Source organism: Halomonas sp. I5-271120 (assembly GCF_030553075.1).
Lineage (GTDB): Bacteria > Pseudomonadota > Gammaproteobacteria > Pseudomonadales > Halomonadaceae > Onishia > Onishia taeanensis_A.
The window spans coordinates 384,369-396,873 of record NZ_CP130701.1 but is presented as its reverse complement, the minus strand read 5'-3'; the positions used below and the strand labels follow the sequence as shown (position 1 = coordinate 396,873).

Genomic DNA, 12,505 nt, shown 5'->3' with positions numbered 1-12,505 from the left:
CCCCGATGACCATGGATATTCAGGTGGCGGAGGGGGACGTCGAGCGTCTTTCCCTTCGCGAGTACACCGAAAAGGCGTACCTCGACTACTCGATGTACGTGATTCTCGACCGTGCGCTGCCCCACATCGGCGACGGCATGAAGCCGGTGCAGCGGCGCATCGTCTACGCCATGCGCGAGCTTTCGCTCAGCGCCAACGCCAAGTACAAGAAGTCGGCGCGCACCGTCGGCGACGTACTCGGCAAGTTTCACCCGCACGGTGACAGCGCCTGCTACGAGGCGATGGTGCTGATGGCCCAGCCGTTCAGTTACCGCTATCCGCTGGTGGATGGCCAGGGCAACTGGGGCAGCCCCGACGACCCCAAGTCCTTCGCCGCCATGCGCTACACCGAGGCGCGGCTGTCCAAGTTTTCCGAGGTGCTGCTCAGCGAACTGGGGCAGGGCACCGTCGACTGGACGCCCAACTTCGATGGCACCATGAACGAGCCGGTGGTGCTGCCGGCCAAGTTGCCCCATGTGCTGCTCAACGGCGGTACCGGCATCGCCGTGGGCATGGCCACCGATATACCGCCCCATAACGTCAACGAGGTGGTCGAAGCGACCTGCCACCTGCTGCGCCACCCTGAGGCGACGACGGCCGATCTGCTCGAGTATGTGCCGGCGCCGGACTTTCCCTCTGCCGCTGAAATCATCACCCCGCGCTCTGATCTGCGTAAGCTTTATGAGAGTGGCCGTGGCTCGGTCAAGCTGCGTGCCCGTTACACCCTGGAAGAGGGCAAGGTGGTGATCACCGCGCTGCCTTACCAGGTAAGCGGGTCCAAGGTACTCGAGCAGATCGCCGCCCAGATGCAGGCCAAGAAGCTGCCGATGGTTGCCGACCTGCGCGACGAATCGACCCACGAGACTCCGACGCGATTGGTTATCGAGCCGCGCTCCAACCGGGTCGATATCGAGGCCCTGATGGCACACCTGTTCGCCACCAGCGATCTCGAGAAGAACATCCGCGTCAACATGAATGTGATTGGCCTGGATGGCCGGCCGCGGGTCATGCCCCTGCCGCAAATGCTTGGCGAATGGCTCAACTTCCGCCGCACGACCGTGCGCCGGCGCCTCGAACATCGCCTGGGCAAGGTCGAGGATCGCCTGCATATTCTCGAGGGTCTGCTGGCGGCCTACCTCAATATCGATGAGGTGATCCGTATCATTCGGGAAGAGGACGAGCCCAAGGCCGCGCTGATCCAGGCCTTCGATCTCTCCGAGCGTCAGGCAGAGGCCATCCTTGAGCTGCGTTTGCGCCACTTGGCCAAACTCGAGGAGTTCAAGATTCGCGGCGAGCAGGACGAGTTGGCCGCTGAGCGTAAGCACCTCAAGACGCTGCTGGGTAGCGAGGAAGCACTCACCGACCTGATCGAAGATGAGTTGCGCGAGGCTGCCAAGGAACACGGCGATGATCGCCGTGCGCCGCTGGTCGAGCGCGGCGAGGCCAAGGCGCTGTCTGAAGTCGAGCTTCTCGGCGCCGATCCGGTCACCGTGGTGCTGTCCGAGAAGGGCTGGATTCGCTCGGCCAAGGGGCACGAGATCGACCCCGCCGGGCTCAGCTACAAGTCCGGCGACCGCTTCCACCTGGCGGCGCGAGGCAAGACCAATCAGCCGCTGGTGCTGCTTGACGATACCGGGCGAGCTTACACCCTGGCCGCCCATAACCTGCCCAGCGCCAGAAGCCAGGGCGAGCCGATTACCGGTCGCGTCAACACCGCGGCTGGGGCGCATATGGCCGGGCTGATGCTGGCGCCCCCCGAGACTCGCTATCTGCTGGCGTCCGACGGCGGCTATGGCTTCATTGCCCGGCTCGAGGACCTGATCGGCAAGAACAAGGCCGGCAAGGCCATCCTCTCGGTACCCAAGGGCTGTGCTGTGATTCCGCCGCTGGCGGTGCCGAGCGGTGAGGGCGTGCAGGTTGCCGCCGTCTCCAACGAAGGGCGCCTGCTGGTGTTTGCCCTCGAACAGCTACCGGAGATGGCCAAGGGCAAAGGCAACAAGATGCTCGATATTCCCGGCACCCGAGCCACCCAGCGCGAAGAGTTCATGCGCGACCTGGTGATGCTGCCTGAAGGGGCCGCGCTGGTGGTGCATGCCGGCAAGCGCAAGCTGACGCTCAAGCCGAGCGATCTCGATTACTATACCGGTGAACGCGGGCGTCGCGGCAGCAAGCTGCCTCGCGGCTTCCAGAAGGTTGACCGCCTCGCCATTGAAGACTGAGGGAAGGCTCATGACACGACGACTCTTGATTCGCGCCACGGGCCAGGCCCATCCCGGCCAGCTCGCCGGCCTAGGAAGCGCCCTGGCCCGCGCCGGGGCCCGCCTGTTGGACATCAATCAGAGCGTGACCTTCGATATCCTGTCGCTGGAGGCGCTGGTCGGGCTTGATCATGACAGCGACCTGGAGGCGATTCTCGCTGAGGCTGGCGATACCTTGGGGCTCGACATCCAGGCGGTGCAGGTGGGTGCCGAGGACTATCAGCGCTGGAGCGCCCAGGAAAGTCGGCCACGGCTGATCCTGACCCTGCTGGCGCCGCATCTCCCTGCGGGCATTCTTGCCGAGGTCGGCGCCCTGACCGCCGAACATGACCTGACCGTCGAGCTGATCCATCGTCTGTCAGGCCGTGAGCCGCTGGATGGCAGCGTGGCCGGAGAGGGCAGCGATCGTCACCCCATGGGCGCCTGCGTCGAGTGTTGGCTGCGCGGTGAGGAAGTCGACCTGACCGCCTTGCGTGAAAAGGCCCTGGCGCTGGGCGCCATGCACGGCGTGGATATCGCCATTCAGGAGGATTCGATCTGGCGTCGCCACCGTCGGCTGGTGTGCTTCGACATGGACTCGACGCTGATCCAGACCGAAGTGATCGACGAGCTGGCCCGGCGCCACGGCGTGGGCGATGAGGTGGCAGCGGTCACCGAACGGGCGATGCGCGGCGAGCTGGATTTTCAGCAGAGCTTTCGCGAGCGGATGAGCAAGCTGAAGGGCCTGGACGAGGCGGTGCTCGCCGACATCGCCGAGAACCTGCCGTTGATGGACGGCGTCGAACGCCTGATGGGCCACCTCAAACGGTTGGGATATCGCACCGCCATCCTCTCCGGTGGCTTTACCTACTTCGCCGATTACCTGCAGCAGAAGCTTGGCTTTGATGAAGTCCATGCCAATGAGCTGGTCATCGAGAATGGCAAGGTCACCGGCGAGGTGCGTGAGCCGATCCTCGATGCCGAGCGCAAAGCCTATCTGCTGCGCGAGATCGCCCGCCGCGAGGGGCTGGCGCTGGAGCAGACCATTGCCGTGGGTGACGGCGCCAACGATTTGAAGATGCTAGCCACAGCGGGACTCGGTATCGCCTTTCGGGCCAAGCCGCTGGTGCGTCAGCAGGCCAGTCATTCGCTTTCGACACTGGGTCTCGATGCAGTGCTCTATCTGATCGGCTATCGCCAGAGCGATCTTGAGGGCTGAGGGCTTCTGGCGCGAGCCTCATCCTCCAGGCGAGCTGCATTCACTATGCGAGCCAACAAGCGAACCATGGGTAAGCCGCTCAGCTGTTGTCCGATCGGGTGTTGTTCTAACCCGTTACGCCTGAGCTTACGTGCTCAAGTCGGTTCCCGGGGCTGTCATCAGGTGTCGCCGGGAAGGCTCTCCACGCGATTACGCCCCCGGCGCTTGGCTCGATAGAGCGCCTCATCGACGGCTTTCCCCGACTCCGCTAGGGTCATACCGCGATGGAACTCCACGACCCCCAGGCTCACGGTCACGCTGCCGACATCGTCGAAGGATGTCGCTTCGATGCTGGCGCGAACCCGTTCTGCCAGCTTGATGGCGCCGTCCAGGTGCGTGTGGCCGGCCAGCAGCATGAATTCATCGCCGCCCCAGCGACCGACTTCGTCACTGTCACGCAGCTGCCGGATGATGACATCGGTCAGTGCCTTGAGCACACTGTCGCCGACATCGTGTCCGTACTCATCATTGATGTCCTTGAAACAGTCGATATCGAGCATGATTAGCGAAAAAGGCGTGTCGTAACGCTCGAGGTCGTTGATAGCCTGCTCCTGCAGCCGATAGAGTCGGGTGCGGTTGCAGATGCCGGTCAGCCGGTCATGTTCGGCGAGATGCTTGAGCTCTTCTTCCAATATCTTCTGCTTGCGGATGTCATGGAAGACGTAGATATAGTGCTCGATCTCACCTTGGCCGTTGGTCAGGGTGGAGATGGACTGCCATAAAGGCAGAGTTTCGCCGTTTTGATGTCGATACCAGTATTCTCCCTCCCAGTACCCGCTGACCGACAGAGTGAATTGGACACGCTGGTAGAAGGTGGCATCGTGCTGGTCGGATTGCAGCAACTGAGGGGACTGGCCAACGGCTGCTTGAAGCGTATAGCCGGTGATCGAGGTAAAAGCATCGTTGACGCGTTCGATGATCTGCTGTCGGTTGACGATCATTACCCCTTGCCCGGTATGAAAGGCGACAGCCATCAGCCGGTGCTCGGCCTCAAGCGCCTTGTGCTGCGTCAGGTCATGCATGATGGTTGAGAAGTGCGTGGTCTCGCCTTGCGCGTTGCGGTGAGCGATCAGCGTCTGCTGAACCGGGATCTCTTCGCCCAGGGCATTTCGAATCTTGCCTTCCCCCTGCCAATAGCCGTTTCTCAGCGCCTCCGGTATTGCGTTCTCACGTAGGTGCTGCCAGATATCCGCCAGCTGATGGAAGACGATATGCTCATCGGGAGATGACGAGGCCAACTGGTGGCCTATCAGCTTCTTGCCGGCTGGGTTGTAATAGAACGGCCGTGCCTCGGTGTCCGCCATGGAGATCAAGTCGGGGGTTGCTTCGATGATTTCGCTCAGCCGTCGATGCTCCTGCTCGAGCATTCGACGTTCGGTAATATCGATACCTACGCTCTGGAACTCCCTTGGCGTGCCGTTCTCATCACAGAAGGCGCGACTGGTCCAGTGCACCCAGCGCGTCTTACCCTGGCTATCGGTTACCTGGTTCTCGAACGCGCGAATCGGTGTCTGGTCACTGAAGTCAGCCAGGTGTTCTCGGATGGCGTCCTGCTGTTCGGCGGGCAGCAGGTCGCCCCAGCGCTTGCCGACCAGGGCGTCTTGATGCTTACCGGTCAGCTTAGACAAGGGAGCGTTGATGAAGAGAATCGTGGTGTCGGGCAGGTAACGCACCACGAAATGAGGGTGCTGCTCGATCAGGTCGCGATACTCGGCTTTCTGGGCGGCCAGCTCGGCTTCTGCTCTGGTGCGTTCGGTTACGTCATGGATGATCGAGTGAAGCAACTGGCATCCGTGGCGCGTCATCGGGCTACTGTAGACCTCGACATCACGCAGCTCGCCGTTGGCCAGGCGGTGCTGGAAACGGAAAAAGCGCCGCTCTTCGCGCTGCGCTAATTGAAGTTCCCGCCTGAGGGCCGCGTCATCAAGAGGATTGATGTCGCGAATGTTCAGTCGCTCGATCGCTGATCGGGAATAGCCGTAAAACGAAAGCGCCGACTCATTAGCATCGATGATCTGTCCGCTATCGACCTCTATCAACAGCTTGGGTGCGGTATTTTGCCGAAACATGGCGTCGAAGAGCTGATTCGATTCCCGCTTCCACTGATCGCGCTCTAGTCTCATATGCTCAAGATCAGCCTGCAGTCGCTTTATCTGACCTTCATCATCCCGCTGGCCTGCGTCTAAGGAAGCGTCACTGGCTTGGTTCTCGTTTTTCCCTTGGGAGGTCACAGCGCACTCCTTACTGTCAGATCCGTCTGATGATCCGCATCTTTGGCTTATATATTCCTGATGCTATACCGGTATTTTTCTATTCAGCGTGTCCCTAGAGATAGCGTGGTGCATTCCGCCCATATTCACCTGCGCATCGTGACTATTGCGTTGAAAAAAGTCTCCGGGTCACAGGATCGTAATCGATGGGACGATATTGGCGTTTGCGGATGAGGTAGCTCTGGTGCCGTGGCGGATGGCGGGCTAGTTTGTGAGAGTCACTTACTTGTATGAGGTCGCCATGCCCACATCCCGTTTCTCGCCGGAGCTGTTCGAGGAAATGAAGATCCTTGGCCTGTTCAACCTGACCACGACCCAAGAAGGCATCAAGGTACATTCGAACGCTACGCCGGAAGCCATTTCGGCTGCCCGCCGGCTTCATGACAAGGGCCTGATTACGCAGGACGACGGCGGATACCTGACGAGCCTCGGTCACGAAGCCGCCCAGCACGCTCAGGATTTGCTGACCATCCTAGTAACCGAGAAGCTAGCCAGCTAGTCCGCTGCAGGTCTCGCATTACACGCCCCGTCCCGCCATGCTGCAGGGCGGGGCGTTTGATTATGGTTATGGCGGTCTAGAGTACTTCGATCCTATTGCGCCCTCGGTGCTTGGCCATGTAGAGGGCGTGATCGGCACGCTGATAGAGACTGGCGGCATCGTCGTCCTGTCGCCCCTGGGTGAGGCCAAGGCTGATGGTCACCGACAGCGGCGGTTCCGGGTCCATTGGCAGCGAGAAAGATTCGACGGCCCGGCGCAGCCGTTCCGCTACACGACGAGCCGTAAACAAGGGAGTGGCGTGCATCAGCAGCATGAATTCCTCACCGCCCAGTCGACCGATCAGATCTCCCTCACGTACGCCTTCCGCCAGTGTGTCAGCAACTCCGCGCAGTACTCGATCGCCAACGTCGTGCCCATGACGGTCGTTGATACGCTTGAAGAAGTCGATATCGATGATCGCCAAGCTGATGGCATAGCGTCGGGTGATGGCTTCATCCAGGGCCCGGTCGATTCGAGCGCGGTTGGGTAGCCCGGTCAGCGCATCGGTCAGCGCCAGATGGTTGATGGCTTCCCGTTCCTTGGCCCAGCGTTCAGAGGTGAGATACCTGGTGATCAGATGCTCAACAGCATCGCCGACCAGGCGCACCAGCTCGATTTCCAGCGCGGTGAACGACATCTGTCGTGCTTTAGGGCTCGAAAAGTTGAGGGTGCCCCACACTTCGCCGTTGATGATCAGCGGGACGCCAATGTAGCTCTCCAGCGGGAAGCGCTGATAGCAGGGGTGGCCCTGAAAAAGCGGGTTCTCGCCGGCATGGACGGTGCCCAGCACATCGTCAGCTTCTAGCGTCAGGCAGCAGAACGTCTCCCCCAGGGAAAACTGTGCCCCAGGCTCTAGCCCGGATTGCTGGCTGACCACATGACGCACCTTGTAGATGTCGCCGCTGACTTGGCTGACGATGCCGATCTCTAGGCCCAGGAAGTCGAGCGCCAGGGTCAGGAGGTCATCGATAGTGCTGTCATACTCGTCGGGTCGATTGTGGACAATGTGATGAATCTGCTTCAGTAGACGTATCGTGGCGCCGTATTCGCTGACGTCCTCGATAGCGGCGAAGAACCCTTTTACGCTGCCATCCGCGGCCATGTCCGGCACATACTGGACGCGGCACTCCAAGACACTGCCGTCTTTCAAGGGTAGGGTCTCTTCGTACTGCACGCGTTCGCCGGATAGGACCCGCTCGTAGAACGGGGTCAGCCGCTTCCACGTTGCCTCGCCGAGGATCACTTCGATATGTTGCCCGCACAGTGTGCCACGGGTCTTTCCGAAGAAGGCCTCGTAGCTCGCGTTGACGAAGCGGTAACGCAGCTCGTTATCGATGCTTGCCACCATGACTGGCAGGGCATCGATCATCGACACCAATGAGTCATGTCCCAACCCCGCTTGGCGTTCTCGTACCCGGCTTAACACCAGCCCCGCGGTCGGCGTCGGCATGGCTTTCCAATGCGTCTGGTTACCGTTGGGCCAGAGCGTCGTGACTTCACCAGGCAGGCGACGTATCAGCAGTGCCGACAGGGTCGTCTCCAAAGCCGCCATGCCATCGGGGGCGACGCAGTCAGTCAGCATCTGACCCGACAGATCCGTGGTGTCTACATCGGTCAGGGTGCCCAGCTGTTCGCTGATCCGCAGTTGGTGATCTAGCAGCAGGTAGACGTCGTTATGAAGTGCGGCAGCGCAACGAAGCCAGCTGTCATGAGGCATGGCGAACTCGCTCGATCATATGTTCAAGCCTCTTGGGGTGGACTGGCTCATGGCGCCTGATGAATGGTATATCGTATACCGCCGAGTGAAAGAAGAGGGGGAAAGTACGGTATCCCTGTGATTGCCATCACGACCCCGTGCTATTCTCGCGGGCGCTAGGCCCAAGGCCGATGAGCATGGTCGATGACGGCCAGTGATTAATGCCTAGGCCCACGCCCGATCAGACCAGGTCGACTTGTAGCGAGCCCCTTGGAAAGAGTCGCCAAGAGAAAGTCGTCAAGAAAAAGTCGCCAAGAAAGAGCCCCCGAAAAGAGACCCCATCCCCGATGAGCGAACCCTTCAACACCTGGCAGGCCCGCTTCGAGCGGCTGCGCGCCAATAAGCTGTTCGAGACCTGCGTGATCGCCATCATTCTCGTCTCGGCATTGTTGATCGGTGCCAAGACCTATGAAGAACAGACTAGTCGCTTCGAGCAGGCGCTGTACTACTTCGACTGGGCGGTGACGCTTTTCTTTCTTGTCGAGATTCTGATTCGCCTGGCCGCTGAACGCTCGGTCAAGGACTTCTTCAAGAGCGGCTGGAACATCTTCGATACCCTGATTGTCGTGGCAAGCTTGATACCGCTGGACGACTCGGAAATGGTGTTGCTGGCACGGCTGTTGCGCGTCTTCCGGGTGCTGCGCCTGGTATCGATGATTCCCGAGCTGCGCATTCTGCTGGCGGCGCTGATCAAGTCGATTCCCCGCATGGGCTACGTGGCCCTGCTGATGTTCATCATTTTCTACATTTATGCCGCGCTCGGCAGCTTCCTGTTTAATGACGTCGATCCTTTCCTGTGGGACAACATCTCGGTGGCTATGCTGACACTGTTTCGCATCGCGACCTTTGAGGATTGGACCGATGTCATGTACGCCACCCAAGAGCTGTATGCTTGGAGCTGGCTGTATTATTTAACCTTTATCTTCCTGACTGCGTTCATCTTTCTCAATATGATGATCGGTATCGTGCTCGACGTGATGCAGAAGGAAAGCGTGCAGATGGAGATCGAGAATGGCACTGGCGAGGCCGGCGAACTGCATGCCTTGCGTCGTGATGTCAGGGCCCTGAGCGAGCAGATCACTCGGTTGGAGGAGGGGCTGTCCCGGGATCGCTAGTTGACAAGCACTCGTCAGCCTGATTTGCTTGGGCACATGAATACGACATCTTTTGACCTCCGCCTAGACCTACGACTACTACTAGCTGGCCTTTGAGCCCGCCGGGCGACGCCTCGCGTTGCATTTTAGAGTCCAAGTTGTTCAGGTCGTTGAGGTAGCAAGATGTCAGTCAGCCACATGTCTACAAACGTATGCGCCGTCGCTTCTTTTTGGGCTTTCATGCCTCGAAGCCACCGCTGCGTGTTCGTATACCGCTATATTTCCGCGACCGACGCCCCGGCCTGCCCTCAGCAGCCGGGGCGTCGTCGTATGTGCACGCCATCACTCACCCCGCGCCAGGAGTTCACGCCATGATGCTCGCCGACCCGTCCAGTAAATACCGCCCCTTCGTTGCCGTTGATCTGCCCGATCGCCAGTGGCCCAGCCGGCGCATCGAGACGCCGCCGCTGTGGTGTAGCGTTGACCTTCGCGATGGCAACCAGGCGCTGATCGATCCGATGGATCTCGAGCGCAAGAAGCGTTTCTTCGATCTGCTGGTTCAGGTGGGGTTCAAGCAGATCGAGATCGGCTTCCCGTCCGCCTCGCAGATCGACTTCGACTTCGCCCGCGAGCTGATCGAGGACGACCTGGTGCCGGATGACGTGACCATCCAGGTGTTGACCCAGGCGCGCCCGCATCTGATCGACCGGACCTTCGAGGCCTTGAAGGGCGCGAAGAAGGCCATCGTGCACGTGTACAACGCGACTGACCCGGTATTTCGCCGCGTGGTATTCAACGTCGACAAGAGCGATTGCATCAAGATCGCCTGCGATGCCACTGCCCTGATTCGTCAGCGCATGGAAGAGTCCCCGGAAACCGACTGGACCTTCCAGTACTCGCCGGAGCTCTTTACTACCACCGAGATGGATTTCGCGGTCGAGATCGTCGACGAGGTCATGGCGACCTATGGCGCCACGGCCGAGAAGCCGATGATCGTTAACCTGCCGGCGACGGTGGAGTGCGCGACCCCCAACAACTATGCCGATCAGGTCGAGTGGTTCTGCCGTCACATCAGCCACCGTGATCACCTGATCGTCAGTGTTCACCCGCACAACGACCGGGGCACCGGCGTGGCCGCCGCCGAATTGACCGTGATGGCCGGCGCCGATCGCGTCGAGGGCACCCTGTTCGGCAACGGTGAGCGCACCGGTAACGTCGATATCGTCACCCTGGCCATGAATCTCTATACCCAGGGCGTGCACCCGGCGCTCGACTTCTCCAACATCACCCCGATCATGCGTGAGGTCGAGCACTGCAACCAGTTGCCGGTTCACCCGCGTCACCCCTATGTCGGCGATCTGGTGTTCACGGCCTTCTCAGGCTCTCACCAGGATGCCATCAAGAAGGGCATGAACGCGCGCCGCGATAACCCGGATGCGGTATGGGAAGTGCCTTATCTGCCGATCGATCCGATGGACGTTGGCCGCAGCTACGAGGCAGTGATCCGCGTCAACAGCCAGTCAGGCAAGGGCGGTATCTCTTACCTGCTCGAGCAGGAGCACGGCATCGAGCTGCCGCGCCGCCTGTCCATCGAATTCAGTCAGGTCGTGCAGGAAGTGGCCGATCGTACCGGCCGCGAAATCACCTCAAAAATGATCTACCAGGCCTTCAGCGACGAATACCTGGACAAGGCCGCCCCCTATGGTCTGATCAACCATCGTCTGTCTTCAGAACCGGACAGCCCGCGGGTACACCTCGAGGCGCTGATCGAGCACAAGGGCGAGCGCGAGACTATCCGCGGTGAAGGCAACGGGCCCTTGGCCGCCTTCATCAAGGCGCTGGTGGCTCACGGTGTGGATGCCGAGATCATTGACTATCACGAGCATTCCCGCGGGCAGGGCGCCGATGCCGAGGCCATTGCTTACGTCGAGGTGCGTGTCGGCGAGAAGGCGATCTTCGGCGTGGGGATTGACGAGAGCATCACCGCCGCGTCCATGAAGGGTGTGATCGGCGCACTCAACCGCCACCTGGCCGACGAGCCGGTAGCGGCCAACGTCACGGCGGACAGCCTGGCGGCGGCGAAGTGATCGGTATGACGCGATAATGTGATGGCAAACCAGCGCCCCCGCGACCGAATGGTCGCGGGGGCGTTTCGTTGGGCGGCTGAAGCTGGTCGAGCAGAGGCTTGGCGCCGTGATGCCTGGTGAATCTGCCTTGAATCGCTAGAGCGGCGTCTTGCTGGCGGCGCCGGGCACTTCACGCACCAGTCGCGGCATCAAGAACCCGGGCAGCCGATCTCGCAGCGCCTCCACCAGCGAGCGCGCTTCCTCATCGGCCACGTCGAAATGGGCGGCACCGCTCACCGGGTCGAGCACATGCAGGTAGTAGGGCAGTACCCCGGTCTCGAAGAGTCGCTCTGAAAGTGCGGCCAGGGCCGCCACGCTGTCGTTGACGCCGCGCAGCAGCACGCTCTGGTTGAGCAGGGTGACGCCTGACGCCGTGAGTCGCTTACAGGCCGCCGCCACGTGCTCGTCGATTTCCTGGGCATGGTTGGCGTGCAGCACCACCACCTTCTGCAGTCGCGTGCTGCCCAGCCAGTCGAGCAGTGCTTCGTCGATGCGGGCTGGAATCACCACCGGCAGCCGCGTGTGGATGCGCAGCCGCTTGAGGTGAGGAATCTCCTCGAGGCGTGCGACCAGCCAGGCGAGCTGGCGATCACTCGCCGCCAGCGGATCGCCGCCGGAGAGAATCACCTCATGAATCGAGGCATCCTCGCGCAGGTAATCGAGGGTTGCCTGCCACTGGGCCCTGGAGGGCGAGTTCTCCTGATAGGGGAAGTGGCGGCGGAAACAGTAGCGGCAGTTGATGGCACAGGTCGGGCTCGCGATCAGAAGCACACGGCCGGCGTACTTGTGAATCAGCCCCCGGCGCGGGGTGTGGTCGGCTTCCTCGAGCGGGTCGGCGATGAAGCCGTCTACGGCATCGGTTTCGGCGACCAGCGGCAGTACCTGGCGCAGCAGCGGATCGTCCGGGTCGCCCGGGCGGATGCGGGAGAGGTAGGCCTCGGGTACGCGCACCTCGAACAGGGCATGGCCGTCTCGCGCACCGGGCAGGGCCTCGTCGCCAAGCCCCAGGCGGCGGCACAGTTCGGCGGGGTCGCGGACCACGTCAGCCAGCTGACGCTGCCAGGCCGGCGAGGTGGATGTAGGGGACGACGAGGCAAGGTCGCTTGCAATCTGCACATTGGCAGGGCTTCGGGTTATCATGCGCACACACTATCAGAGGGCGAGGGCTTGGGCCCGCGTCACATTTT

At 61.1% G+C, this 12,505-nt stretch carries 8 protein-coding genes; 5 read left to right on the top strand and 3 right to left on the bottom strand.

The features are described from left to right. Nucleotides 1-5: 5 nt before the first annotated feature. Nucleotides 6-2,258 carry a DNA topoisomerase IV subunit A gene (gene parC / locus Q2K57_RS01770; protein WP_112054658.1) on the top strand — a complete coding sequence of 751 codons (2,253 nt, stop codon included), beginning with the start codon at nucleotides 6-8 and terminating at the stop codon, nucleotides 2,256-2,258. A gap of 10 nt (nucleotides 2,259-2,268) precedes the next feature. Then, nucleotides 2,269-3,495 carry a phosphoserine phosphatase SerB gene (gene serB / locus Q2K57_RS01765; RefSeq protein WP_112054657.1) on the top strand — a complete coding sequence of 409 codons (1,227 nt, stop codon included), beginning with the start codon at nucleotides 2,269-2,271 and terminating at the stop codon, nucleotides 3,493-3,495. 158 nt (nucleotides 3,496-3,653) lie between these two features. On the opposite strand, the gene Q2K57_RS01760 is transcribed toward serB, so the two are convergent. Continuing rightward, nucleotides 3,654-5,657 (bottom strand): PAS domain S-box protein, encoded by a 2,004-nt coding sequence (locus Q2K57_RS01760; RefSeq protein WP_304525970.1) that lies wholly within the window; start codon nucleotides 5,655-5,657, stop codon nucleotides 3,654-3,656. A 388-nt stretch (nucleotides 5,658-6,045) separates the two neighbouring features. On the opposite strand from Q2K57_RS01760, the gene Q2K57_RS01755 reads away from it, so the two are divergent. Next, nucleotides 6,046-6,303 (top strand): TIGR02647 family protein, encoded by a 258-nt coding sequence (locus tag Q2K57_RS01755; protein WP_112054655.1) that lies wholly within the window; start codon nucleotides 6,046-6,048, stop codon nucleotides 6,301-6,303. Between the two features lie 76 nt (nucleotides 6,304-6,379). Here the strand turns inward: Q2K57_RS01755 and Q2K57_RS01750 are convergent, their stop codons facing one another. After that, nucleotides 6,380-8,059 carry a diguanylate cyclase gene (locus tag Q2K57_RS01750; protein WP_304525969.1) on the bottom strand — a complete coding sequence of 560 codons (1,680 nt, stop codon included), beginning with the start codon at nucleotides 8,057-8,059 and terminating at the stop codon, nucleotides 6,380-6,382. Nucleotides 8,060-8,385: 326 nt separating this feature from the next. Between Q2K57_RS01750 and Q2K57_RS01745 the strand changes: the two genes are divergently transcribed. Together Q2K57_RS01745 and leuA are read left to right on the top strand one after the other, a co-directional pair. After that, entirely contained in the window at nucleotides 8,386-9,213 is an 828-nt protein-coding gene (locus Q2K57_RS01745; RefSeq protein WP_112054653.1) for an ion transporter, read from the top strand. Between the two features lie 350 nt (nucleotides 9,214-9,563). Further along, entirely contained in the window at nucleotides 9,564-11,279 is a 1,716-nt protein-coding gene (gene leuA / locus Q2K57_RS01740; RefSeq protein ID WP_112054652.1) for a 2-isopropylmalate synthase, read from the top strand. Between the two features lie 135 nt (nucleotides 11,280-11,414). Here the strand turns inward: leuA and epmB are convergent, their stop codons facing one another. Beyond that, nucleotides 11,415-12,458, bottom strand: a complete 1,044-nt coding sequence (gene epmB, locus Q2K57_RS01735; protein ID WP_112054651.1) for an EF-P beta-lysylation protein EpmB — start codon at nucleotides 12,456-12,458, stop codon at nucleotides 11,415-11,417. Nucleotides 12,459-12,505: the final 47 nt, after the last annotated feature.

Excerpts from the sequence above, each read along its gene's own strand:
- parC (WP_112054658.1), top strand. The coding sequence starts at position 6 with ATGACCATGGATATTCAGGTGGCGGAGGGGGACGTCGAGCGTCTTTCC.
- serB (WP_112054657.1), top strand. The coding sequence starts at position 2,269 with ATGACACGACGACTCTTGATTCGCGCCACGGGCCAGGCCCATCCCGGC.
- Q2K57_RS01760 (WP_304525970.1), bottom strand. The coding sequence starts at position 5,657 with ATGAGACTAGAGCGCGATCAGTGGAAGCGGGAATCGAATCAGCTCTTC.
- Q2K57_RS01755 (WP_112054655.1), top strand. The coding sequence starts at position 6,046 with ATGCCCACATCCCGTTTCTCGCCGGAGCTGTTCGAGGAAATGAAGATC.
- Q2K57_RS01750 (WP_304525969.1), bottom strand. The coding sequence starts at position 8,059 with ATGCCTCATGACAGCTGGCTTCGTTGCGCTGCCGCACTTCATAACGAC.
- Q2K57_RS01745 (WP_112054653.1), top strand. The coding sequence starts at position 8,386 with ATGAGCGAACCCTTCAACACCTGGCAGGCCCGCTTCGAGCGGCTGCGC.
- leuA (WP_112054652.1), top strand. The coding sequence starts at position 9,564 with ATGATGCTCGCCGACCCGTCCAGTAAATACCGCCCCTTCGTTGCCGTT.
- epmB (WP_112054651.1), bottom strand. The coding sequence starts at position 12,458 with ATGATAACCCGAAGCCCTGCCAATGTGCAGATTGCAAGCGACCTTGCC.